Origin of the sequence: Pollutimonas rozaliensis, assembly GCF_048751585.1 — a bacterium.
Classification (GTDB): Bacteria; Pseudomonadota; Gammaproteobacteria; order Burkholderiales; family Burkholderiaceae_B.
This window is the reverse complement of the sequence record NZ_JAZHOB010000008.1, coordinates 127,942-152,129: the sequence shown is the minus strand read 5'-3', so window position 1 is coordinate 152,129 and position 24,188 is coordinate 127,942. Positions and strand designations below refer to the sequence as shown.

General features: G+C 62.4%; 21 protein-coding genes and 1 tRNA gene. 18 read left to right on the top strand and 4 right to left on the bottom strand.

Features of this window, described 5'->3' with window-relative positions:
• Positions 1-43: 43 nt before the first annotated feature.
• Complete coding sequence (locus V0R37_RS15990) at positions 44-973, top strand: LysR substrate-binding domain-containing protein (RefSeq protein ID WP_420375450.1); 930 nt, start codon at positions 44-46, stop codon at positions 971-973.
• Here V0R37_RS15990 and V0R37_RS15985 read toward each other — a convergent pair.
• Complete coding sequence (locus tag V0R37_RS15985; RefSeq protein ID WP_420375449.1) at positions 970-2,265, bottom strand: phospholipase A; 1,296 nt, start codon at positions 2,263-2,265, stop codon at positions 970-972. The genes V0R37_RS15990 and V0R37_RS15985 overlap by 4 nt on opposite strands.
• Before the next feature lie 198 nt (positions 2,266-2,463).
• On the opposite strand from V0R37_RS15985, the gene V0R37_RS15980 reads away from it, so the two are divergent.
• The 3 genes from V0R37_RS15980 to V0R37_RS15970 all read left to right on the top strand — a co-directional run bounded on the left by V0R37_RS15980 (position 2,464) and on the right by V0R37_RS15970 (position 6,108).
• Positions 2,464-2,540: transfer RNA gene (locus tag V0R37_RS15980), tRNA-Arg, on the top strand.
• Positions 2,541-2,566: 26 nt separating this feature from the next.
• Positions 2,567-4,237 carry an ABC-F family ATP-binding cassette domain-containing protein gene (locus V0R37_RS15975; protein ID WP_420375448.1) on the top strand — a complete coding sequence of 557 codons (1,671 nt, stop codon included), beginning with the start codon at positions 2,567-2,569 and terminating at the stop codon, positions 4,235-4,237.
• Between the two features lie 305 nt (positions 4,238-4,542).
• Positions 4,543-6,108 carry an ABC transporter substrate-binding protein gene (locus tag V0R37_RS15970; RefSeq protein ID WP_420375447.1) on the top strand — a complete coding sequence of 522 codons (1,566 nt, stop codon included), beginning with the start codon at positions 4,543-4,545 and terminating at the stop codon, positions 6,106-6,108.
• Positions 6,109-6,117: 9 nt separating this feature from the next.
• Here V0R37_RS15970 and V0R37_RS15965 read toward each other — a convergent pair whose 3' ends face one another.
• Positions 6,118-7,035: a LysR substrate-binding domain-containing protein gene (locus V0R37_RS15965; protein ID WP_420375446.1), complete on the bottom strand. Its 918-nt coding sequence runs from the start codon at positions 7,033-7,035 to the stop codon at positions 6,118-6,120.
• Positions 7,036-7,069: 34 nt separating this feature from the next.
• Between V0R37_RS15965 and V0R37_RS15960 the strand changes: the two genes are divergently transcribed.
• Genes V0R37_RS15960 through V0R37_RS15925 form a run of 8 tightly spaced genes read left to right on the top strand, consistent with a single transcriptional unit; the run spans position 7,070 to position 14,780 of the window.
• Positions 7,070-8,194, top strand: coding sequence for an NAD(P)/FAD-dependent oxidoreductase (locus V0R37_RS15960; RefSeq protein WP_420375445.1), 1,125 nt, complete (start codon positions 7,070-7,072; stop codon positions 8,192-8,194).
• Entirely contained in the window at positions 8,175-8,468 is a 294-nt protein-coding gene (locus V0R37_RS15955; protein WP_420375444.1) for a (2Fe-2S)-binding protein, read from the top strand. Before V0R37_RS15960 ends, V0R37_RS15955 begins: the two co-directional genes overlap by 20 nt.
• On the top strand, positions 8,465-9,865 hold the full coding sequence (locus tag V0R37_RS15950) for an FAD-dependent oxidoreductase (RefSeq protein ID WP_420375443.1): 1,401 nt from the start codon (positions 8,465-8,467) through the stop codon (positions 9,863-9,865). The genes V0R37_RS15955 and V0R37_RS15950 overlap by 4 nt, the downstream gene beginning before the upstream one ends.
• Complete coding sequence (locus tag V0R37_RS15945; RefSeq protein ID WP_420375442.1) at positions 9,862-11,004, top strand: NAD(P)/FAD-dependent oxidoreductase; 1,143 nt, start codon at positions 9,862-9,864, stop codon at positions 11,002-11,004. The genes V0R37_RS15950 and V0R37_RS15945 overlap by 4 nt, the downstream gene beginning before the upstream one ends.
• Positions 11,001-11,942, top strand: coding sequence for an ABC transporter permease (locus V0R37_RS15940; protein WP_420375441.1), 942 nt, complete (start codon positions 11,001-11,003; stop codon positions 11,940-11,942). The genes V0R37_RS15945 and V0R37_RS15940 overlap by 4 nt, the downstream gene beginning before the upstream one ends.
• Positions 11,939-12,814 (top strand): ABC transporter permease, encoded by an 876-nt coding sequence (locus tag V0R37_RS15935; protein WP_420375440.1) that lies wholly within the window; start codon positions 11,939-11,941, stop codon positions 12,812-12,814. The genes V0R37_RS15940 and V0R37_RS15935 overlap by 4 nt, the downstream gene beginning before the upstream one ends.
• Positions 12,815-12,816: 2 nt before the next feature.
• On the top strand, positions 12,817-13,815 hold the full coding sequence (locus tag V0R37_RS15930; RefSeq protein ID WP_420375439.1) for an ABC transporter ATP-binding protein: 999 nt from the start codon (positions 12,817-12,819) through the stop codon (positions 13,813-13,815).
• Complete coding sequence (locus V0R37_RS15925; RefSeq protein ID WP_420375438.1) at positions 13,812-14,780, top strand: ABC transporter ATP-binding protein; 969 nt, start codon at positions 13,812-13,814, stop codon at positions 14,778-14,780. The genes V0R37_RS15930 and V0R37_RS15925 overlap by 4 nt, the downstream gene beginning before the upstream one ends.
• 37 nt (positions 14,781-14,817) lie before the next feature.
• On the opposite strand, the gene V0R37_RS15920 is transcribed toward V0R37_RS15925, so the two are convergent.
• Entirely contained in the window at positions 14,818-15,717 is a 900-nt protein-coding gene (locus V0R37_RS15920; protein ID WP_420375437.1) for a LysR substrate-binding domain-containing protein, read from the bottom strand.
• Between the two features lie 100 nt (positions 15,718-15,817).
• Between V0R37_RS15920 and V0R37_RS15915 the strand changes: the two genes are divergently transcribed.
• Together V0R37_RS15915 and V0R37_RS15910 are read left to right on the top strand one after the other, a co-directional pair.
• The gene (locus V0R37_RS15915) at positions 15,818-17,017 is read left to right on the top strand and encodes an MFS transporter (RefSeq protein ID WP_420375436.1); all 1,200 of its coding nucleotides are present in this window, start codon (positions 15,818-15,820) and stop codon (positions 17,015-17,017) included.
• Positions 17,018-17,225: 208 nt separating this feature from the next.
• Positions 17,226-18,263 carry an acyltransferase gene (locus tag V0R37_RS15910; protein ID WP_420375435.1) on the top strand — a complete coding sequence of 346 codons (1,038 nt, stop codon included), beginning with the start codon at positions 17,226-17,228 and terminating at the stop codon, positions 18,261-18,263.
• A gap of 66 nt (positions 18,264-18,329) precedes the next feature.
• On the opposite strand, the gene V0R37_RS15905 is transcribed toward V0R37_RS15910, so the two are convergent.
• The gene (locus tag V0R37_RS15905) at positions 18,330-19,541 is read right to left on the bottom strand and encodes a trans-sulfuration enzyme family protein (protein WP_420375434.1); all 1,212 of its coding nucleotides are present in this window, start codon (positions 19,539-19,541) and stop codon (positions 18,330-18,332) included.
• A gap of 236 nt (positions 19,542-19,777) precedes the next feature.
• On the opposite strand from V0R37_RS15905, the gene V0R37_RS15900 reads away from it, so the two are divergent.
• Genes V0R37_RS15900 through V0R37_RS15885 form a run of 4 tightly spaced genes read left to right on the top strand, consistent with a single transcriptional unit; the run spans position 19,778 to position 24,126 of the window.
• Positions 19,778-20,488, top strand: coding sequence for a GntR family transcriptional regulator (locus V0R37_RS15900; protein WP_420375433.1), 711 nt, complete (start codon positions 19,778-19,780; stop codon positions 20,486-20,488).
• A 2-nt stretch (positions 20,489-20,490) separates the two neighbouring features.
• The gene (locus V0R37_RS15895; RefSeq protein WP_420375432.1) at positions 20,491-21,789 is read left to right on the top strand and encodes a malonyl-CoA decarboxylase domain-containing protein; all 1,299 of its coding nucleotides are present in this window, start codon (positions 20,491-20,493) and stop codon (positions 21,787-21,789) included.
• Positions 21,786-22,592 carry an enoyl-CoA hydratase/isomerase family protein gene (locus tag V0R37_RS15890; protein WP_420375431.1) on the top strand — a complete coding sequence of 269 codons (807 nt, stop codon included), beginning with the start codon at positions 21,786-21,788 and terminating at the stop codon, positions 22,590-22,592. Before V0R37_RS15895 ends, V0R37_RS15890 begins: the two co-directional genes overlap by 4 nt.
• Position 22,593: 1 nt before the next feature.
• Complete coding sequence (locus tag V0R37_RS15885; protein WP_420375430.1) at positions 22,594-24,126, top strand: malonate--CoA ligase; 1,533 nt, start codon at positions 22,594-22,596, stop codon at positions 24,124-24,126.
• The last annotated feature ends 62 nt before the right edge of the window (positions 24,127-24,188 follow it).

Sequence of the window (24,188 nt, the reverse complement as noted above, 5' to 3'; positions counted from 1 at the left end):
ATCGTAAAATCAAATTTTCAGCTATCTGGTATTTGAAAATCGAATGAAGAGCGAGGTCACCCTGCGGCAGTTCCGTTACTTCATCGCCGCGGCGGCGTCGGGACAATTTTCCAGCGCGGCGGTGGCCGAACACGTGTCGCAATCAGCCATCACCAGCGCCGTGCAAAGCCTGGAAAGGCAATTGAAAGTTCGCTTGTTCGAGCGCCTTCCGCACGGCGTGGTGTTGACTCCGGAAGGCCAGGTCTTCTTTCATCATGCGCGCCATGTCATGGATTCGGTCAACGACGCCATGCGGCACGCCAGCCTGCTGCCCCAGTCGGCCAAAGGCACGATACGGCTGGCGGCCACCTATACGGTTCTGGGTTACTTTCTGCCGGATCTGTTGAGCCGTTTCAAGCGCAGCTATCCCCAGGTCGAGATCGATCTGGTGGACATGGACAGGGCATCGCTGGAGGCCGCCCTGGCCGAGAAAAGCATAGATCTTGGCATAGGGCTGCTGTCCAATATAGAGCGGCAGGAGCATTACGGCCATCGGCTGCTGGTGCGTTCACGCCGCCGGGTCTGGGCGGGCGCGTCCCATCCGCTGGCGCGGCAAGCCACCGCCACGCTGAAGGAAATCGCCGACCACCCCTATATCATGCTGACGGTCGACGACGCGGATACGGCGGCGCTGCGCCATTGGCCCGATACGCATGCCGCCTTGAAGGTGGCCATGCGCACCAGTTCGCTGGAAGCCTTGCGCGGCCTGGTGGCTTACGGTTTTGGCGTATCGATACTGTCGGACCTGGTTTACCGGCCCTGGTCGCTGGAAGGCAAGAAGATCGTCGCCATACCGATATCCGATCCCGTGGCGCCGATGGATGTCGGGCTGGTATGGCCGCCAGAAAAGGAACCCGCCGGCCTGGTCGATGTCTTTCGCCAGTTTCTGATCCATGCCTGCGACAGCGACGCGGCGGGCGGCAAGCAGCGCTAAGGCACCAGGGAAATCCCCACGCGGACCTGCGAATCGCTTTTGTGGTTATAGCCCAGCAGTGTTTCCCCATAGCCCTTGAAATACTGCACGTGGAAATAGCCGTTCATGTTCAGGAACGTTCGGCGCAGCGGCCAGGCGGCTTCGATCTGGGTTGCATTGCGGCCTTCATGCCCCTGGCGGTACAGGCCGGACAGCACCAGGCCGTTGTCCTGCGCCCAGCGCAGCTTCCAGTCCACGTGTCCGGCGTAATCCGCGTAGTCCGGATTGTTCTTCACGCTGAAATAGCTTTTAAAGCGCGGCGCGAAGGTCAGCGTGCTGCCGCCGTCGAAGCGATAGTTGAACTCGGGCTGGATATATGCGAAGTTCAGCGAGCGCGAATCGTCGCCGCTCTTGCCGTTCGATTCGTGCTCTACGCCCGATGCCAGCCCCAGGAACCAGTCTTTTTGCGGCGATTGCCATAGCGCGTCCTTGCGCCAGAACAGACTGGGCTTGAACGAGGTGTCCACAAAAGGGTGGGAGTCGGAGTGAAGATCCCATAGCGCCGTCTGTGTATAGCCCAGGTAGATATTGTCGGCAAAGTCCGGATTGTTCGGGTCGTTGGGCGTGAAGATGCGATACTTGAAGCTGACTTGATAGCGCGCGTTGCGGCCGCCCTTGTTGCCCACGTCGAAATAAACGGGTTCGTAGGGCGAGATGGCGCTACGGAAATTATCGAAGGCCGAAGAGGGCGTGGTCAGGTGATTCGTCGAATTCACGGGCGGCCCCTCGGTAAGCGAAGCGCCGGTTGCCGCGACCACATTGGCCGGAAGCGGCGGGTCGGAATGCCCGCTGCCGCTTGCCGCGCCCGCATCGATTACCGGCACCGCGGCCGGCGTTCCCGCGATGACGCTGCGCTCCAGCGGGCTGGCGTCCAGCGCCAGCAGGGTGGGTTCGCCTTCGATGTTCACGGCCTGCAATCCATTGACGCCTGTCGGCACGACGGCACTCCAGGACAGCTTGACGAAATTGTTGACCGGAATGTTGACGGGGCTTTGATTGCCTTCCAGGTAGGCCAGGCTGCGTATGCTGCGGCCGCCTTGGTCGCGCCATTGAAGTACGAGGTTCTTGGGAGCCGTCCAACTCATGACGGAGTCGGTGTCATTGAACAGCACCGCCCTGATATTGACGGTTTCGCCCGCAACGGCATGCGTCTGTTCAAGCTTGTAGGTGATTCCGGCGGAAGCGGGGCCCGCCATGAGCAAGGCGGCCAACAGGACAAGGAGGCGGGATTTAAGAAGAGGCATATGAGTCATGTGACTGCATTCGGCTTGTTATTGATACGAAAGAGACTGTAGCATCGGCTGAAATGGTTTAAGCAACCTATTGTAAACACCGTATCAAGCGGTATATTCGCTTTGTGGTTTGTGTATCAAGAGCCGGTAAGTGGACGATTCCATGGGCTTTTTGGCTTTGGGGGGCGACGCGTTAAAATGCGCCGTCCCGCCTACAAAGCGGCAGTAGCTCAGCTGGATAGAGCACGGGCCTTCTAAGCCCGGGGTCGGGGGTTCGAGCCCCTCCTGCCGCGCCACCTCCTTTGAAGAACACAAGCTCCGAATGATCATCCTGAAGAACGTGACCCTGCGTCGCGGCAGTAAAGTATTGCTGGACAAGACATCCGTCACGCTCAATCCCGGTGAAAAGGTCGGGCTCGTTGGACGCAATGGCGCCGGTAAATCGTCGTTGTTCGCGGTCCTGAACCGTACATTGAGCGAAGACAGCGGCGAATTTTCCATTCCCGCCCAATGGCGCATGTCGCAAGTGGCCCAGGATATGCCGGAAACCGGGCAAAGCGCCACCGACTTCGTCATTGAAGGCGACACCGTGCTGCTGGCCGCGCAAACCGAAGTGGCCGACTCGGAGCAAAGCGAGGATGGGATGCGCATGGCGCACGCCTACATGGCATTGCATGATGCCGGCGCGCACGATGCGCCGGCCCGGGCGCAGGCGCTTATCCTGGGTCTGGGGTTCTCGGTAGCCGAACTGGATCAGCCGGTAAACAGCTTCTCGGGCGGATGGCGCATGCGTCTTCAACTGGCGCGCGCCTTGATGTGCCCGTCCGACTTGCTGTTGCTTGACGAGCCGACCAACCACCTGGACCTGGATGCCCTGGTGTGGCTGGAAGCCTGGCTCAAGAATTATGCGGGCACCATGGTGGTCATCAGTCATGACCGCGAGTTCCTGGATGCCGTGACCAATGTCACCCTGCATATCGATCAGGGCAAGCTGGTGCGCTACGGCGGCAATTACAGCAAGTTCGAAGACATGCGTTCCGAGCAAATGCTGCTGCAACAGGCGGCGCACGCCAAGCAACAGGAAAAGATCGCGCATCTGCAGAAGTTCATCGACCGCTTCAAGGCGAAAGCCAGCAAGGCCAAACAGGCGCAAAGCCGTGTCAAGGCTCTGGAGCGCATGGAGAAGGTCGCCCCCATGCTGGCCGACGCCGATTTCCAGTTCGAGTTCAAAGAGCCGGCCAGCCTGCCCAATCCCATGCTGTCGATGTCCGGCGCCAGCTTCGGCTACCCGCCCGCCGACGACGCGCCAGTCGGGACGCCGCCAACGGTGATTGTCAAGAACATCAATCGTTCGGTGCTGGCGGGCCAGCGCATCGGTATCCTGGGTGCCAACGGCCAGGGGAAATCCACCTTTGTGAAAACCATTGCCGGAGCACTGCAAGCGACCGCGGGCGAAATCATCACTGGCAAAGGCTTGAATATCGGCTACTTCTCGCAGCAGGAACTTGACGTCCTGCGTCCCGCCGACAATCCGCTGGACCACATGATACGGCTGGTGCGTGATACGCCCGCCAATGTGCGCCCCAGCGCCATGGACTGCCGCGAGCAAGGCTTGCGCAACTTCCTGGGCACCTTCAATTTCAGCGGCGACATGGTCAAGCAAAGCGTGGGCAGCATGAGCGGCGGCGAAAAGGCCCGCCTGGTGCTGTGCATGATCGTGTGGCAGCGTCCCAACCTGCTGCTGCTTGACGAACCCACCAATCACTTGGACTTGGCCACCCGCGAGGCGCTAAGCATTGCCTTGAACGAATTCGAAGGGTCGGTCATGCTTGTCAGCCATGACCGCGCTTTGCTGCGTTCGGTGTGCGACGAGTTCTGGCTGGTATCGCGCGGGGGCATGACGGACTTCCAGGGCGACCTGGATGACTACCAGGTTTATCTTCTGGAAGAGGCCAAGCGCCAGCGGGAAGCCGCGTCCCGGAAGGCGGCTTGAATGCAATCCTCAGGAGCAGCCCTAATCCTATAGGGTTTGATTCTTGTCCCGCTGATCACAAGCCTTGCTTTTGCGCAGACTCCGGCTGCGCAATCGGGTCAATTTTCCCTAGTATTTACCCTTATTCGACTGCCTGGTACTAACCCTTAGTGAGTCAGGCGGCTAGCCCTTGGCGTCCATCTTTATCGCCCACTACATAACCTTTTGGAATAGACGTTTGGAAAAAAGGACTTTGACGCATATGTTGGTCGTCCATAAGATCGATGCCGCTTGCATGACTATCAAACACCATGAGGAGATCGACAATGAAAATGAAGATGTTGCCCGCGCTGACACTGGCCGCATTCGGCTTCTGTGCCGCCCCGCTGATGTCCGCGCACGCCCAGAGTGCCGAACGCCCTGTCATCCGGGTGACGTCGGGAGCGGCGGATAACGCGACTTTCGACCCCCATCGCGCCACGTCCACCCATGACAAGGGCGTGGTCAGCCAGATGTTCAATGGATTGGTGCGATTTCCCCCCGGCAGCGCCGATCCCAAGGCGCTGGAACCCGATCTGGCCGAGAGCTGGGAAAACGAAGGCAGCAAGGTATGGACCTTCCATTTGCGCAAAGGCGTGAAGTTCCATGGCAACTACGGCGAGCTGACGGCTGACGACGTGGTGTATTCGTTGCAGCGCGCGGCCGATCCCAAGCGTTCGAGCTTTGCGTCGACCTTCAGGGGCGTCGAGAAAATCGAGGCGGTGGACCCTCTCACCGTTCGCGTTACGCTCAAGTATCCCGACTCGGGCTTTCTTGGGCGCGTCTCCAACTATCACGGCGGCAACATCGTCAGCAAGAAGGCCGCTGAGGAAAAAGGCAACAAGTTCGGCGCCAGCCCCATAGGCACCGGCCCCTTCGCCTTTGCCGAGCATGTCACACAGCAGTATGTGAAGCTGAACGCGAACGACGCCTATTTTCGCGGCAAGCCCAAGGCGGCGGGCCTGATGTATCGCATGATTCCTTCGGATAGCGCCCGCGACCTGGCCTTTACCTCCGGCGAGATCGATATCATCCAGGGCAAGCGCGAACAGCGTTGGGTGGAAAGCGCCCGCAAGCGCGGCTACAACGTAGACATTTTCGAGCCGGCCGAATTCCGCATCCTGCACCTGAACCGCAATATCAAGCCGCTGGATGACCTCAAGGTTCGCCAGGCCGTGGCGGCGGCGGTCAGCGTGGACCAGATTATCAAGTATGTCGGCGCCGACGTGGCCGATAAAGGCTGCTCCGTGGTGCCCAATGGCTATCTGGGGCATGACTGCAGCGCGGGGGCATATAAGCACGACGTCGCCAAGGCGAAGAAGCTGTTGGCCGAGGCGGGGCATCCGAACGGCATCACGCTCAAGTCGATCGTGTCCAATATATCGGCCCAGCAGCCGATCATGGAAATCGTTCAGGCGCAGTTGGCGCAGGCCGGCATCAAGCTGGATATGGAAGTGGTTGACCATGCCACTTATCAAGCACGCAGCCGCAAGGATCAAAGCGCCATCGTTTTCTATGGCGCGGCCCGCTTCCCCAATGCCGATGCCTATCTGTCCGAGTTCTTCGACTCGGCATCGGCTATCGGGTCACCGACGGCCATGTCCAATTTTTCGCACTGCTCGGTGGCGGACGAGAGCATACGCGCCGCCAGGATCGAACCCGACGATGCGAAGCAATTGGCCCTTTGGAAGGACGCCCAGCAGAAGATCCACGCCGATGTCTGCGGCATTCCCTTGTTCGGCTTGAAGCAGGTATGGGTGCATAGCAAACGCGTGAACTACGGCTATGAATTGAAGGGCGCGCTGAACCTGGCCCCTCCGATCACCGAGGCCACGACGCTGAGCGCCAAGTAAGGCGCCGGGCTATATGCCATGAAGCAATTCGTCGGAAATCTGTTGCGACACGCGCCGCGCATCCTGCATGAAGGCCTCGACCAGGCTGGCATTGCGGGTGGCGTCTACCCAGCAAAGCTGGAAGGTGAATTCGATTTCCGGATCGAATCGCCGCAGGGCCAGCCGGCCGCGTGCGCCTTCCGCGAAAAGGGGGTGGATGAGCGACACCCCCAGGCCCGCCGCCACGAATTCGCAAACGGTGGGCGCGGTGACGGTTTCGAGCACAGTGCGCAGGCGCGCTCCGGTGGACAGGAAGGCCTGGCGCGTGAGCTGGTCCGTTTGGCTGTTGGGGGCGAAGGTCACGAAGGGTTCGTTGTCCAGGTCGGTGGCTCGGATCACCCGCTTGCGCGTCAGGGGGTGGTCCAGCGGAAGGGCGCAAACCAGAGGGGACGAAGTCAAGGGCTCGCGGTCGATGTAGGGGTTGTCGATGAGGCTGCCGGCCAGGACCACGTCGATCTGCCGGGATACCAGCCATTCCGCCAGGAATTGGGATCCGCGCGTTTCGATGGTGATGTGGACGTCGGGATGCTTCTTGATGAATTCCATGGTGACTCGCCGGACGAAGGAGCCCGACAAGGCCGGCATGACGCCGATATGCAGCTGGCGCTGCTCGTCGCGGCGAATGGAATCGACGGCCTCTTCAAGCTGGCGCAGCCCGACGAAGATGCGGTCGACTTCCTCGTACAGCCGCATGCCGTGTTGCGTGGGGGCCAGCCTGCCTTTGACCCGTTCGAACAGCGCGAGCCCCGAGTCTTGTTCGAGCTTGAGCAGCAGCTTGCTCACCGCGGGCTGGGATACGAACAAGGCGTCGGCGGCGCGGTTGACCGAACCATGTTCGATAACCGCCTTGAAGGCTTCGATCTGGCGAAGGTTCAGCGATTTCTTCATGCATCAATCCCGTAATGAATAAGAAGTGAGAACGATGGAATCTTATGACGTAATCGTAATCGGCGCCGGCATGGTCGGGTCGGCGATTGCCTACGGTTTGGCCGGGCGGGGCCGCAAGGTGCTGGTATTGGACGGAGCCGATAGCGATTTTCGCGCGGCCAAGGCCAATTTCGGCCTGGTGTGGGTGCAGGGTAAAGGGTATGGCGTGCCGGACTACCAACGCATATCGCGCCGCGCCGCCAGGATGTGGCCGTCCTTCAACAGCCAGTTGGCGCAGGAAACCGGCATGGCCCTGGACTACGAGAATCGTGGCGGCCTGTCGTTTTGCGTGGGCGAGAAGGAATGGAACGATCGCCGGGAGCGCCTGGCGTCCTGGAATGCGCAAGTCCCCGAAGAGCACGCCTGTACGCGCATGCTGGATCGCGGCCAGTTGCAGGCTTTGCTGCCGGGCGTGCGGCTGGGAGATCAAGTGAGCGGCGCGAGCTTCGGCGAAGCCGACGGCCACGTCAACCCGCTGAAGCTGCTTGCCGCCCTGCATAAAGCCCTTGCGGTCCGGGGAGCCAGGCTGGTCAGCGCCGCGCCCGCGACGGCCATCGATCCCTTGCAAGGAGGGGGCTTTGCGGTGCATGCGAATGGCATTCGTTATGAAGGGGCTCAGGTCGTGATCGCGGCCGGCCTGGGTTCAAGCGAGTTGGGCCGCATGGTTGGGCTGGATGCCTCCTTGCGTCCGCAGCGCGGCCAGATACTGGTCACGGAGCGGCTGGCACCGATGCTGCCTCTTCCGGCCAGCGGGGTACGCCAGACCGGCGAAGGCACCGTCATGATAGGCGTGACGCACGAAGAGACAGGTTACGACGTGCACACCACGACCGATGCCGCCGTCCGGATGAGCCGCCGCGCCCTGCGTCTATTTCCGGATCTGGCCAAGGCGCGATTGGTGCGCCAGTGGGCCTGCCTGCGCATCATGACGCCCGACGGATGCCCGGTCTACGCGCAATCAAGCTCGCATCCCGGCGCCTGGATCGCCCTGTGCCATTCGGGCGTCACTTTGGCTTCGTTTCATGCCGGTCCCGTTGCTGATGCGGTGTTCGATTCAGCGCTCGGCGACGAGTTCAACGTTTTTCATCATAGGCGGTTTAATGTTTCGACAATTGGATGATTCAAGCGCGGCGGCGCTCACGATTTATATCGACGGCGTAGCCGTCACCGCGCGGGCCGGGGAAACCGCCGCCGGCGTCATGTTGCGCCAGGCATCGCCCGTGACCCGCACGACGCCTGTGCAAGGCCAGCCCCGCGCGCCGTATTGCATGATGGGCGTCTGCTTCGAGTGCCTGGCCGTCGTGGACGGCGTCGCCTCGACGCAGACCTGCATGCTGCCTGTGCATGAGGGGATGAGGATAGAGCGTCAACATGGAAAACGGAGCGTGGCATGACTGAACGATACGACCTGATCATCGTCGGCGCCGGCCCGGCGGGCATGCATGCCGCCATCGAGGCGCGCCGGCAAAACCTGAGCGTGCTGGTGGCCGACGACCAGCCCACCCCCGGCGGCCAGATATGGCGCGCCGTGGAGCGGACGGCCGCCAGCGCCACGGGCGATATCCTTGGCGAGGACTACCAGGCCGGCGCCGCCGTCGTGCGCGCCTTTCGCGCCTGCGGCGCCGACTATCGGCCCAGCACTCAGGTGTGGCAAATAGAAAGCGGCTGGCACGTCTATATGACGCATGGCCAGCAAGCCACTGTGGTGCAGGCCGACAACATACTGCTTGCCACTGGGGCGCAAGAGCGTCCGGCGCCTTTTTCGGGCTGGACGCTGCCCGGCGTGATGACGGTGGGCGCGGCGCAGATCCTGCTCAAGACCTCCAAGCAGGTGCCTGAGCAGCCGGTATGGATAGCGGGCAGCGGCCCGCTGGTGCTGGTTTACATCAAGCAGTTGCTGCAGGCCGGTGGGCGAGTGGCCGGGTGGCTGGATACGGCGCCGCCGCGGAACTGGCGGCGCGGCCTGCCGCATTTCCTTGGCGCGCTGGGCAACTGGCGCGAGTTGCGCAAGGGCTACCGCTGGATGCAGGCCTTGCGCAGGGCGGGCGTTCCCATCCATCGCGGTGTTACGGATATTCGCGCCGAAGGCGAGGGCAGACTGTCGCAATTGGCGTTTAAAACGGAAGGCGGCGCCGAGCAACGCGTTCCCGCCGCCTTGCTGCTGGTGCATGAAGGCATCGTACCGTCCATACACATGACCCGGGCTCTTGAATGCAAGCTGGCCTGGCTGCCGGCCCAGCGCTGTTTCTCGCCGGAAACGGACGAGTGGGGGCAGTCCAGCCAGCCGGGCGTTTTCATCGCCGGCGATGGCGCCGGCATTGCCGGTGCGCGGGCCGCCTGCCTGCGCGGCCAGCTTGCCGGCTTGGGCGTTGCCAGGCATATGGGCAAAATGGATGACGCCCAGGCAAGCAAACTGGCATCCCCGATACGGGATCAGCTCGCTCGCGAGCTGGCCCTGCGCCCGCTGCTCGACGCCATGTACCCGCCGCGCGCGAATACGGCTTCTCCTTCCGACGACACCATAGTCTGCCGCTGCGAAGAGCTGACGGCGGGCGATATACGGGCTTGCGCCAAGCTGGGCCAGCCCGGCCCCAATCAGATCAAGTCGTTCACGCGCGCCGGAATGGGACCCTGCCAGGGGCGCCAATGCGGCTATACCATCGCCAATATTCTGTCCGAGGCGCAGCAGCGTCCCGTGTCGGATGTAGGCTTCTACCGGATACGGCCGCCGCTCAAACCCCTTACGCTGGGCGAACTGGCTTCGTTGGACGATAAGGCGCCGCAAGCATGACACGCCAGAACTACGATGTTGCCGTCATTGGGGGCGGCCTGCACGGCCTGTCGACCGCGATGCATCTGGGCCGATCCGGCAAGAAGGTGCTGATTCTGGAACGCCATTGGTCGGGCCGTCATGCCTCGGGGGCGACGGCGGCGGGCGTACGCACGCTCAACCGGGATCGCGGCGAGCTGGACCTGTCGCTGCAAGCCATGGAAATGTGGCACGACATGCCGGGCCTGGTGGGGGATGACTGCGGGTTTCACGCCAATGGGCAGATATGGGTGGCCGAGGATGCCGCCGCGCTGACGCGGGTGCAGGCCCACGTCCAGGCTCTGGAGCGCGACGGCTACCGGCATGAGGAGCTGATCGGCCCCGAGGAACTGCGCCGCTGGCTGCCTGCCTTGAGTCCGCATTGCCTGGGGGCATCCATCGCCAAGCGCGACGGGGCCGCGGATCCGCACCGCACTTTGCGGGCCTTCCGGACCAGCGCTCTGGCCGCCGGCGCGACCCTGGTGGAACAATGCGGGGTCGAGGCCATTGAAAGGCAGGGCGGCGATTGGACCTTGCGCACCAGCCGGGGCAATTGGACCGTGCCCTTCGTCGTGAATGCGGCCGGCGCGTGGTCCGGGCGCATCGCCGCCATGGTGGGCGACGTCATTCCACTGGCGACGAAATCGTCGATGATGATGGTCAGCGAGCGGATCAACCCCTTCATCAAGCCCGTGGTATCCATCGTGGGCCGATCGCTGTCGTTCAAGCAGGCGGATCAGGGCACTCTGGTCATCGGGGGAGGGCTGCAGGGCGTGCCCGACCTGGACAAGGAAACCTCGACGGCGCGCATGCGGGTGCTGGCGGCGGGCGCGCGCGCCGCCACGGATTTGTTCCCTTCGGTCCGGGACCTGCGCATCGTGCGCGTCTGGGCGGGACTGGAGGCCAAGACCTCCGACATGCTGCCCATTGTGGACGCATCGCCCAATGCGCCCGGCGTTTTTCATGCCTTTGGCTTCTCGGGGCATGGGTTTCAACTGGTTCCCATCGTCGGCGCCGCCGTGGCGGACCTGATCGTGCAGGGCAAGACCAGCCTGCCCATCAGTCACTTGTCGGCGCGCCGCCTGATGGAGCCGTCTCCTGTCAAGGACAACACACCATGATCAAGTTTGCGATCAAGCGACTGCTGCTCGCCATCCCCACCTTGCTGGCCATGCTGACCGCGGTGTTCGTGCTCGTTCGGTTGGTGCCGGGAGACCCGGCGGCGGTCATGCTGGGAGACCAGGCCAGCGCCGAGGCCTTGCAGGCCCTGCGCACGCAGCTAGGCCTGGACCTGCCGGTACACCAGCAGTATCTGTCCTTTTTGGGCGATGTCCTGTCGGGCAACCTGGGCGTCGCCATGTCCACCGGGCGGCCCGTGCTGCAAGAGGTCGCCGCGGTGCTGCCCTGGACCTTGCAGCTTACCGCCGCGGCCATCGTCATAGGCTGTCTTTTCGGTTTGCCGCTGGGCGTGTGGGCGTCCTTGCGCCGCAATGCATGGCCGGACTACCTGGGACGCCTGGTTTCCCTGACGGGCTTGTCTTTCCCCGCCTTCGTGTCGGCGATCCTGATGCTGCTGGTATTCGCCATACAGATGAACTGGTTTCCGGTGATCAGCGCCACCCATACCGGCAGCTGGATCGATGAATTGCGCAATCTGGCGCTGCCCGCCTTCAACCTGGGCCTGATCATGATGGCCTACGTGATGCGGGTCACGCGCTCGTCGATGCTGGGCGTGATGGGCGAAGACTACATACGCACGGCGCGGGCCAAGGGGATACGCCCCATGCGCCTCATCCTGCGCCATGGCTTGCGCAACGCCCTGATACCCATCGTCACCATCATCGGCCTGTACTTCGGCACGCTGATCGGCAACTCGGTGCTGACGGAAATCGTGTTCAACCGGCCCGGACTGGGCAAGCTCATCCTGGGGGCTTTGAACGTCCGTGACTATTCCTTGTTGCAAGGCCTGATGATCGTCTTCGCCACTTGTGTGATTCTCGTCAACCTGTTGACTGACCTGGTCTACGGCCTGGTCGATCCTAGGGTGAAATACCAATGAGTTCTACTGCTACCGTACCTGTTGCGGCGGCTACGCACAGCCATGCGCTGTGGGCCGCCCTGCGTCGCAACCGCCTGTCGTGGATCGGGCTTGCACTGTTGCTGCTGATTGTCCTGGCCGCCTTCCTGGCTCCCTGGCTGGCGCCTTACGATCCGCTCAAGCAAAACATCATCTATCGCCTGGAGCCGCCGTCGGCCCAGTTCTGGCTGGGCACCGACAGCTATGGCCGCGACGTGCTGTCGCGCATCATCTATGGCTCGCGCGTGTCGCTGCTGGTGGGCTTCGTGGCCATCCTGATCGCCATGACCATAGGCTCGGCGCTGGGCGTGCTGGCCGGTTACCTGGGCGGCTTGTTCGATCGCCTGGTGATGGGCCTGGTCGATGTGCTGTTGTCTTTTCCCACCCTGGTGCTGGGCTTGATGATCGCCGCCATGCTGGGCGCCAGCCTGGAAAACCTGATCATCGCCATTGCCATCACCGAAATCGCGCCTTTCGTGCGCGTCGCAAGGGCGCCGACCATCGCCTTGAAGCAGCGCGACTTCATCGAAGCGGGGCGCGCCCTGGGCTATGGCCCCTTGCGCCTGATGGGCGTGCACATCGTGCCGAACATGATTTCGGACGTCGTGGTGCTGGGGTCCCTGTGGATGGCTTCCGCCATCCGCACCGAGGCCTCGCTGAGCTTCATCGGCCTTGGCGTTCCGCCGCCGACGGCGACCTGGGGCAGCATGATACGGGAAGGCTTCGAGAACATTCTGGACGCGTGGTGGCTTACCGTGTTCCCCAGCCTGGCTATCCTGCTGACCGTCCTTGCCCTGAATCTATTGGGTGATGCGTTGCGCGACGCCATCGACCCCAAGCTGCGCTCGGAGTGATTATGACGACAGCATCTCCCACCCTTGAACTTCGGGACCTGGTCACCGAGTTCCGCGTAGGCGGAAAGTGGCACGCGGCGGTGCGCGGCGTGTCGTTCAAGGTCGAAAAAAATGAAACGCTGGCCATCGTTGGCGAGTCGGGCAGCGGCAAGAGCGTCACGGCGTTGTCCATATTGCGGCTGATGCCGGCGACGGGCGCCCGGCATGGCGGGGGCCATGTGGCGCTGGAAGGGCGCGACCTGACGTCCTTGTCTGAGCGCCAGATGGCCAGCGTGCGCGGCAACGACATCGCGATGATATTCCAGGAGCCGATGACGTCGCTGAACCCGACGATGACTATCGGGGACCAGATAGCCGAGGCCGTGCGACAGCACCGCAAGATAGGTTGGGCCGAGGCCCGCAAAGTGGCGCTGGACGTGCTGGAAGAGGTCAAGATACCGGCCGCCGCCAAGCGCTTCAAGGATTATCCCCACCAGTTCTCGGGCGGGATGCGCCAGCGCGTCATGATCGCCATGGCCCTGGCCTGCCGGCCCAAGGTCTTGCTGGCCGACGAGCCGACCACCGCCCTGGACGTGACCATACAGGCGCAGATATTGACGCTGCTGGACGATTTGAAGACAGCCTATGGCATGTCGGTGGTGTTCATTACCCATAACCTGGGCGTCGTGGCGCAAATCGCCGACCGGGTGGTCGTGATGTACGGCGGCGAGATCGTGGAGCAGGCCGATGCGGACGCCTTGTTCAAGCAGCCGGCCCACCCCTATACCGAGGCCTTGCTGAAGGCCATGCCCCGCGTGGATGATGACGTGGCCTCCCTGGAACCCATAGCGGGCAGCGTCCCGGCCATTACCGACATGCCCAAGGGCTGCACCTTCGCGGCCCGCTGCCCCTTGCGCGAAGCCCGCTGCGAACAGGAGCACCCGCCTTTGGTATCACTGACCGGCCGGCGGCAGGACGTGCGCTGCTTTGTCCGCGCACGTCAACACGGAGAGAACGTATGAGCACGCTCCTGGAAGTCAAGAACCTGGTCAAGCGCTTTGAAAGCGGCGGAGGACTGCTGGGCGGCCCGAAACAGATCGTCCGCGCAGTCAACGACGTCTCCTTCACCGTTGAACGGGGGCAGTCCCTGGGCCTGGTGGGCGAGTCGGGTTGCGGCAAGTCCACGGTTGCGCGCACCCTGCTAAGGCTGGTCGAGCCCGACGAGGGCTCCATCGTGTTTGACGGGACGGAGTTGCGTAATGCTTCGTCGGCTCAGCTGCGTGCGCTGCGCAAGCGGATACAGATCGTTTTTCAAGATCCCTTTGCTTCGCTGAATCCCAGGCTGACCGTGCGCCAGACGCTTTCCGAGCCTTTGCGGGTGCATAAGCTGGGTTCGGCGGAACAGATACACGCCACGATAACGCGAGCGCTGGACGAGGTCGGCCTGCCGCAAACCGCGCTGGATCGTTACCCCTTCGAGTTTTCGGGCGGGCAGCGCCAACGCATAGGCATCGCCCGGGCGCTGGTTCTGAATCCCGAACTTATCGTCGCCGATGAGCCGGTTTCCGCTTTGGACGTATCGGTGCAGGCCCAGATTCTCCAACTGCTGGAAAGGCTCAAGGCCGAGCGCAAGCTGTCCTTTGTGTTCGTCTCGCACGACCTGGGCGTGGTGCGGCATTTTTGCGATGAGGTCTGCGTCATGTACTTGGGGCGCATTGTCGAGCGCGGCAAGACCGGCGAAGTGCTGGATGCGCCCCAACACCCATACAGCCGCGTGCTGCGCGATTCTTCGCCGGTGCCCGATCCGGCGGCGCGGATCAGGCTGGCCAAGATCACCGGCGAGATACCCGCGCCCACCGACCTGCCCACCGGCTGCACCTACCACCCGCGCTGCGCCCATGCCCAGGCCAATTGCAGCGCCCAGGTGCCGGAATTGCGGCAGACCTCGGCCGAACGCAAGGTGGCGTGCTTTTATCCTTTGGTTTGATGAACATCCGGCCGCGCTATGCCGCCGGCGCCACTCCCTACTTTTCCAACACTCCTTCGCTTAGCCGCAAGGCCAGCAGGTCCACCAGCGCCGCCACGCGCGGCGCCAGCGTTCCCTGTTTATAGAACACCGCCCATACGGGCTGCTTCCAAGGCAGCGTTACCGATTCCAGCACCGGAACCAGCCGGCCGGCGGCCACGTCGCCGCGCGTAAGGAAATCGCCCAGGCAGGCAATGCCGGCATGGGCCAGTACCAGGTGCCGCAAGGTTTCGCCGCTGGACGCCGCGATGGCCGGCTGTATGGGCAGTCCATCGCAACCGCCATGGGGCAGGGGCCAGATATTCAGCGATGCGGGTTCGGTAAAGCCCACCAGGCGATGCCTTGATAGATCGGCGATGTCCATAGGTGCGCCGTGGCGCTCAAGGTATTCGGGCGAAGCCAGCAAACGCAAGGGATTGGCTCCAAGCCGCCGGGCGTTGAGCGTGGAGTCCGCCAGGGAGCCGATGCGGATGGCCAGGTCGGCGCGTTCTTCGATGAGGTCAACGAAGGTCTCGCCGCTGATCAGCTCCAGGCGCAGCAGGGGATAGTTGTCCAGCAGTTCGGCCACCAGCGGCGCAAGCAGATGATCCAGCACCGGCGTGGCGGCGTTGACGCGCACCAGCCCCGAAGGCTGTGACAGGCGGGCGGCCAATTGCTGCTCGGTGTCCTCCAGGTCGGCCAGCACGCTGCGCGCGCGGACCAGCAGCCATTGGCCTTCCTCGGTCAGGTCCAGGCGGCGCGTGGTGCGTGTTATCAGCGCCATGCCCAGTTTCTTTTCCAGGCGCGAAATGGTTCGGCTTATACCGGATGGCGTCAAGTCCAGGCGTTGCGCGGCGGCGGTGAAGGACCCCGTATCGTTTACCGCGACAAATGCAATCAGCGAGTCGGTGTCCAGCATTGTTGACTCCGAGTCAAAAGTATATTGTAGCGGCGCCGGTTTTTCTTTACGCCCTCAGGCCTCACACTGCCTGGCATTCACACGCATATCGGAGAAAAACATGCCGCTCGCTTTATGGGCCCTGACCCTTAGCGCCTTTGCCATCGGGACGACGGAGTTCGTCATCGTCGGCCTCATTCCCACCATTGCCGCCAGCCTGGAAGTGTCCGTGCCCTCCGCCGGCTTGCTGGTCAGCGTTTACGCCTTAGGCGTGGCGGTCGGCGCGCCGGTGCTGACGGCGCTGACCGGCCGTGTACCGCGCAAGCAACTGCTATTGGGCTTGATGGCCTTGTTCACCGTGGGGAACCTGGTAGCCTGGATGGCGCCCGGTTATGTTGCGCTGATGGGCGCGCGCGTCCTTACCGGCCTGGCGCACGGGGTGTTCTTTTCCGTGGGCTCCACCATTGCGACCGGCCTGGTCAGCAAGGACAAGGCCGCCAGCGCCATCGCCCTGATGTTTACCGGACTGACCGTGGCGCTGGTGACGGGCGTGCCGCTGGGCACTTTCATTGGCCAGACGCTAGGTTGGCAGGCGACCTTCCTGGCGGTTGGGGGCCTGGGCGTCATTGCCTTCGCCGGCAGCTTGCTGCTTGTGCCGAACACGATTTCGACTAGCCCGGCGGCCCCGTTGACGACCCAACTGGCGGTATTGAAGAAGCCCAGGCTTTTGCTGGTCTACGCCATCACGACACTGGGCTATGGCGGAAGCTTTGTCGCCTTCACCTATCTGGCGCCCATTCTGCAGGAGGTATCGGGCTTCTCGGCCGCCAGCGTCAGCCTGGTGATGCTGGTATATGGCGTGTCGGTGGCATTCGGGAATATCTGGGGCGGGAAACTGGCCGATCGCAAAGGCGCGATTCCCGCCCTGAAAATCGTGTTCGGCTTGCTGGCCCTGGTGCTGTTTGCTTTCACTTTTACCGCCGGCCATGCGTGGCTGGCTCTTATTACCGTGCTGGCCTGGGGCGCGGTCGCTTTCGGCAATGTGCCGGGCCTTCAAGTTTATGTCGTGCAACAAGCCCAGCGTCATGCGCCCCGGGCGGTCGATGTGGCTTCGGGACTGAATATCACGGCCTTCAACGTGGGCATCGCTTTGGGCGCTTGGGCGGGCGGCATCATCGTCGCGCACTGGGGCTTGATGGCTACACCATGGATAGGCGCCATCGTGGTGCTGGGCGCGCTGGCCCTGACGGCGCTGGCCGGCCGGCTGGATGGCGAGTCCGTCCGGCAGTTGAAGCCTTGCGTGCTTGCGCAGCCCAACTGAATTTCTTTTTTTTGATTTCTATCGATTTTCCTTCAACCTAATATTGGAACTCTTTACACATGAACATTCCACGCATTGGCCTGGGACTGACGGCCTGGCAGAGCCGTCCCGGCTTACTTGCGGCAATTGCTTGAAATACCCGCTCGCATGTCGCGGCGGGCTTCGTGTTACTACTGGATGAGTGATAAGTGTTCAGGAGGCAGCAAGCATGTCCGCGGCAAAGGCCCGTTTCAGCACAGCAATGGATACCGCGCGGGTGGGCGCCTGCTTCATGGTGGTGATCCTGCACGTGGCGGCGGTTCGTTTCGCCACCTTCGACGACCAGTGGTGGGCTAGCAATTTCTATGATTCACTCGCTCGCAGCTGCGTGCCTTTGTTTCTTATGATTACTGGAGTATTGCTGCTGGGTAAGCAGGAATCCCTGCCGGCTTTTCTGTCGAAGCGTTTTGCGCGCATCCTGCCTCCCTTGCTGTTCTGGTCCCTGTTCTATATGGCCTGGAATACGCTGCGGGGCGAACAGTACGGCCCCTGGTACGATTGGCTTCGGACTCTGGCGTACGGGCCCGTCGTCTTTCACCTGTGGTATCTGTATGCGATTGTGGGCATCTACTTGTTCGTGCCTTTTTTGCGGGCCATTTGGAATGCAGCGCAGCCGTCCGAAAAAATAGCGTACCTGGCGCTTTGGGCGGTGGCCTCGACCTGGCCCACGCTGGGTAGCGCCATGGGCATCGATACCGGCCTGCTCCAGGTATACGGCCTGGACACCTTTTTTGGGCTGGCCGGTTATCTGTTCCTGGGGGCCTACGTGCATGAGGCCTACATGTGTCAAACGGAAAAGCGCCGCTATTGGTGCGCCAGCCTGCTGCTGTTCATCGTCTTCAGCACGCTGACCATGCTGGCAACCTATGCCTTGACGGCGCGCTCGGGCGTGCCCGATACCTTGTTCTATGATTACCTGTCGCCATTCGTAATGGCTTCGGCCGTATGCGCTTTCAACGTCTTGTACGGCCTGGGGACGAAGGCGGGGGAGTATGCCGGTCCATTGAAAAAGCTGTCCGCCTGCACCTTGGGCGTCTACTGCCTGCACATCTTCGTTTTGAACGAGGTCGATTCGGCACTTGAAGGGATGGGGGCCGCAGGCTCGTCGTGGTGGTCGATTCCCGCCACGGCCCTGGCCGTATTCGGCATCTCGCTCAGCGCAATCATGCTGTTGCGGCGTATCAAGCCATTCGAATTGGTGACTTAGCTTGAAGAACGAGCCGGCGAGGCTTCCGCCTTCCGCCGGCCGCGCTCATGTTCGGAGCATGCCGGTTCAGCGAGTGCCGGCCAGTGCGCGGCCCAGGTCGGCTTTCAAGTCCTCGATATGCTCGACGCCCACCGACATGCGCACGAAATTCGGCTCGATGCCGGCCGATTCCATTTGCGCCTCCGTCATGGTTCCGGCCCACATGGCGGCGGTATGCACCGCCAGTGTTTCCACGCCGCCCAGGCTGACGGCGTGCGTGGCCAGCGTCAGCGAGGAAACGAAGCGGCTGGTGGCGCCGAACCCGCCTTTTATCGAAAAGGCGATGACGGCGCCAAAGCCCTTCATCTGGCGCAGTGCCAGATCGTGTTGCGGATGGCTGGCCAGTCCGGGGTAGAACACGCGTTCGACCTGCGGTTGCGCTTCCAGCCATTGAGCCAGGGCCAGCGCATTGGAATTGATGCGCTCCATGCGCAGCGGCAGCGTGCGCAGCCCGCGCAGCAGCAGCCAGGCGTCCATGGGCGAGAGCACAGAACCCAGGGTGGTATGCATGCCCCAGATCTTCTCGGCGAGTTCCCGGCTGCAACATACGGCGCCGGCCGTGATGTCGTGGTGGCCGCCGAAGTACTTGGTGGCGCTGTGTACGACGATGTCTATGCCCAGGGCATGGGGCTTCTGGTTCAAGGACGAGGCGAAGGTGTTGTCGGCGATGGTGATGATGCCTTTGGGTCGGGCCAACGCGGCAACCGCTTCCAGGTCGGTCAGCGACAGGGTGGGATTGACCGGCGTCTCCAGCATGATCAGGCGGGTCTCGGGCCGGATGGCGGAGGCAATCGCCTTCAGGTCGGTCTGGTCGACGATGGTCGATTCGATGCCGAAGCGCGGCAGGACCTCTTCGAACAGCTTCGAGGTGCTCATGTAATGGCGGCGCTGGGCGACGACATGATCGCCGCGCGCGACCAGGGCCAGTATGGTGGTGCTGATGGCGCCCATGCCCGAGGCCATCAACAGGGCGGTTTCCGTGCCCTCCAGCTCGGCCAGTATGGCTTCGACCCGCTTATGCACGGGATTGCCGTAACGTGTATAGAAACCTGGATGGCGAGGCGTGTTGGCCATGTCCGCGAATTGCGCGGCATCGTCGGCGCGGAAGGTGGCGCTGTAATGAATGGGAGGCACGACGGCGGAATCGGCCGTCAAGCCGCCGTCGCCATGCAAGACGGTGGTTTCGTCGCGCCAGTGGTCCATATCGCCGATCGAGCCGGCCTGTCCTGCTGCCTTCATTGCTTTGCTCCGGTAGAGGCTGCCCAGGCACTGACATCACGGCCGGCGCGGGCCAAAGCCACCATGATACGCCTGGCGGACCCGGCCATTATCAACGTGGAAGGCAAGACCGAGGGCGGGTACGCACAAGCGGGCCTAGGGAAAACTATAGGCGCGGGAAGCTTGAATTAATCTCCGATAAGTCCATAATTATGAATTATGAGCCTTGACAACCGGCCGCCGCATAGGGGAAAGCTTTGAATACGCGCATAGTCCAACAGGTGCTGTATCAGGAAGTGGCGGATAGATTGCGGGCCATGATCCAGACGCACGAGCTGGAAGCCGGTGAATGGGTGGACGAGGTCGCCTTGACCAAATCGCTGGGTATTTCCCGGACCCCCTTGCGTGAAGCTTTGAAGGTGTTGGTGGCCGAAGGCCTGCTGCGGCTTGAACCGCGCCGGGGCTGCTATGTCAACGAGCTTTCAGTCAGCGATCTGGACGATATCTTTCCCCTGATGGCATTGCTGGAAGGGCGTTGCGCGCACGAGGCGGCGCGCAAGATCACCGATCAGGATCTGCTGCGCCTGGAGCCCCTGCATCAGCGCCTGCAAGAGCATGCCGCAATAGGCGACATCGATCAGTACTACGCCAGCAATGCCCTGATTCACGAGGCCATCCAGGCGCTGGCGGCCAATCATTGGCTGTCCGACCTGGTCGACAACCTGCGCAAGCTGCTTAGCTTGTCGCGCCATAAAAGCCTGGCGCTGCCGGGCCGTATCGACGAGTCCTGCGCCGAACACATGGCAATTTTCGCTGCCTTGAAGGCGCGCGATCCGGAAGGCGCCGAAGCCCTGACCCGCAAGCATCTTATGCGGCAGCTCGATGCGCTTCACATCTTGACCGAACAATCGGATCAGGCCGATGCCGTCAAGGAAAGTCCGTCCACCCTACAGGATTCAGGAGTCTGAACATGACAGCCACCGAAACCCCTCTCGCGGTAAGACCGAAGCCAGACGCCGAGCCGTCCGTACCCGCAGTCAAAGAGAAAGAAACGCAGGGCATCATGGCCAGGCTGGGCCGCTGGCTGGAACGCGACCATTGGCCGACCCCGGCCGATACGCTGGCGCTATTCACCGCGCGCCTGACCGACGTGGCGGCGAACAAGCTGGCCAAGCAATGGAGCTTGCGCTATAGCGCCGCCGACGCCAAAGAGCGCCGTGTTCTGCTGGCCGGCCTGGCGCAGGCCAGCGCGGGGCTGGAGCCGCGCGGCGATCAGGGCCTGCGTCTGTTCCGTCGCCTGTATGCCCAGGCGGACAGCTTGCAATTGGTGGTGGAATTGCGCGCCGATATCTTGCGCTGGCGCAATCAGGTGGCGGGCCTTACTGTGCTGGAGCGCGAGCTCGAAGGCCTGTTGTCCAGCTGGTTCGATGTGGGCATGCTTGAACTGCGCCCCATCAACTGGGATTCGCCCGCGTCGCTGCTCGAAAAGCTTATCCAATACGAGGCCGTGCACGAAATCCGTTCATGGGAAGAGCTGCGCCACCGCGTCGCGGATCAGCGCCGCTGCTATGCGTTCTTCCACCCCCGCATGAACGATGTCCCGCTCATCTTCGTGGAAGTGGCGTTTGCGGCGCAAATGGCCGACAACGTCCAGGTGCTGCTTGATCCCCAGGTGCCCGCCGGCGACCCCGCCAAAGCGCGCTGGGCGATTTTTTATTCCATTTCCAACACGCAGCCGGGCCTGCGCGGCATCAGCTTCGGCAATTTCCTGCTGAAACGGGTCATCGACGAACTATTGCGCGAACTGCCGCGCCTGAAGTCCTTCGCCACCTTGTCCCCCATACCGGGCTTTGCCGACTGGCTGGCCAAACAGGATGGCAAGGCCATGCAGGCCTTGCTGCACGACAAGGCCGACAAGCAGCAGGCCCAGGACGATCCATCGGCCGGACAGAAGTGGGTAGAGCGCCTGCAGGCCGCCGCCGCGGGCAAGGCCTCCGATGCCGTCCAGCGTACGGGCTTGCGCCTGGCCGCCCATTATCTGAAAAGCATGAAGAACGGCCAGCCGCTGGATCCGGTGGCGCGCTTTCACTTGGGCAACGGTGCGCGTATTGAAAGAGTCAATTGGGCCGCCGATTGTTCGCCCAAGGGCATGTCGCAGTCTTGCGGGATCATGACCAACTATTTATATGAACTGGATCAACTGGACGACAATCTTGCGCAGTTGGCGGCGGGCAAACCCAAAACCGGACTCAACCTGAGATGGCTATGACCGAGCACGAGCAGTCTGCCGGACCTGATCGCGTCCTGCTGGATGTGGATGGCGCGATCGCCTTCGTCACCCTTAGCCATCCGGGCCGCCTGAACGCCATCAGCGTATCCATGTGGCGCCAGCTTCACCGGATATTCACCCAGGTCGGCGCCGACCCCGCCTTGCGCTGCGTGGTGCTGCGCGGCGATCAGGGAAACTTCGCCGCCGGCGCCGACATTCGCGAATTCCCACGCGAGCGCGCCGACCGGAAGGGCGTCATCAACTATCACATGCAGGTCATAGCGCCGGCGCTCCATGCCATCGCCAATTGCATGCATCCAGTGCTGGCGCAAATCGAAGGCGTATGCGTGGGCGGAGGCCTGGAAGTCGCCAGCCAGTGCGACTTGCGCATCGCCGGTGCGTCGTCCCGCTTTGGCGTGCCGATCAACAAGCTGGGCTTTCCCATGGCGCCCGAGGAAATGCGGGGACTGCTGGAATTGGCCGGACGCGCCACGACCATGGAAATTCTGCTGGAAGGGCGTGTGTTCACCGCCGCCGAGGCGATGGCCAAGGGCTTGCTTACGCGCGTGCTGCCCGATGCCGAGGTGGCCGGCGACGTCTTGCGCACAGCGCAGCGCCTGGCTGGCGGGGCGCCACTGGCCGCCCGCATCAACAAGAAGACCGCCGCCCGGCTGTGTTCCCGGCCCGAGCCGCTAGGCGAATCCGAGCTCGACGAATTTTTCAGTTATGCCCAGACGCGTGACCATCACGAGGGCGTAAGAGCATTTTTGGCTGGCGAGGAGCCGGTATTTTCAGGAGATTGATTTGGAAAGCAACGCTAATCTGTATGCCTTGCTCGCGTCGGGCTTCCCTTCGGACCGTTCACTGACCGCCATCGAAACGCCGGATCAGGTTTATAGCTGGAACGATGTCGAAGAAATGAGCGGCCGGCTGGCATCGTTGCTGCAAGCCCTGGGTTTGCCCGCCGGCGCGCGCGTGGCCGTACAGGTCGAGAAATCGCCCATCGCCCTGATGCTGTACCTGGCCGCTGTGCGCGCGGGACTGGTGTACTTGCCGCTGAACACGGCCTACCGCTCCGCCGAGGTCGAATACTTCCTGACCGACGCCGAACCGGCCGTAGTCGTGTGCGACAGCAAGAATCTGGAATGGATAGAAGCCCTGGCGAAGAAGACCGGCATCGCCCATGTTTATACGCTGGATGCCGACGGCAACGGCAGCCTGGCGGTCGCCGCCGCCAGCCAGGAAGGCCGTTTCGACACCGTCCAAAGCCAAGCGGACGATCTTGCAGCCATCCTGTATACCTCGGGCACCACGGGCCGCAGCAAGGGCGCCATGCTGTCGCACCGCAACCTGTCCTCGAACGCCCAGGTCCTGAAGAAATTCTGGGGCTGGCGTTCGGATGACGTGCTGCTGCACATGCTGCCCATCTTCCACGTCCATGGCCTTTTTGTCGCTTCGCACGGCGCTTTGCTGGCCGGCGCCAAAATGATCTGGCTGCCCAAGTTCAATACGGACCAGGCCTTGCACTATCTGCCGCAAAGCACGGTAATGATGGGTGTGCCCACCTACTATGTGCGCCTGCTGGCCGATGCGCGGTTCACCCGCGAGGCGACGCGCAATATGCGCCTGTTCATTTCGGGTTCGGCGCCCTTGCTGACTGAAACCTTCACCGAGTTTCGCGAACGTACCGGCCAGACCATACTTGAGCGCTACGGCATGAGCGAAACCATCATGCTGACATCCAATCCCTACGATGCCGCCCTGGGCGAGCGCATAGGCGGCACGGTCGGCCAGGCCCTGCCCGGCGTGTCGGTCCGGGTGGTCGACGAGGCGGGCGCCGCCTTGCCGGCCGGCGAAATCGGCAGTGTCCAGGTGCGCGGCCCGAACGTGTTCTCGGGCTACTGGCGCATGCCCGAGAAAACGCGCGAAGAATTCACCGAGGATGGCTGGTTCCGCACCGGCGACGTCGGCCAATGGGGCGGCGCCAATGTGCCCGAAAACTACCTGACTATTGTCGGGCGCAGCAAGGACCTGATCATTTCAGGCGGATTCAATGTTTACCCCAAAGAGATCGAACTGGTCATCGACGCATTGCCCTGCGTCGATGAATCGGCGGTCATCGGCGTGCCGCATCCGGATTTCGGCGAGGCGGTGGTGGCGGTCGTGGTTGCGAAGCAAGGATGCAAGATTGATCCTGAAGCCATGTTGGCGGACCTGAAAACCTGTCTGGCCAATTTCAAGATTCCGAAGCGGATAGTCGTAGCGGCAGAGTTGCCGCGCAATACGATGGGCAAGGTTCAGAAGAACGTATTGAGAGAGCAATACAAGAGCCTGTAGTTCGAAGAGAGCGGTATGCATTACGCGTAGCAAGGCAGTTCACATAGAAAGTAGTCCTTATT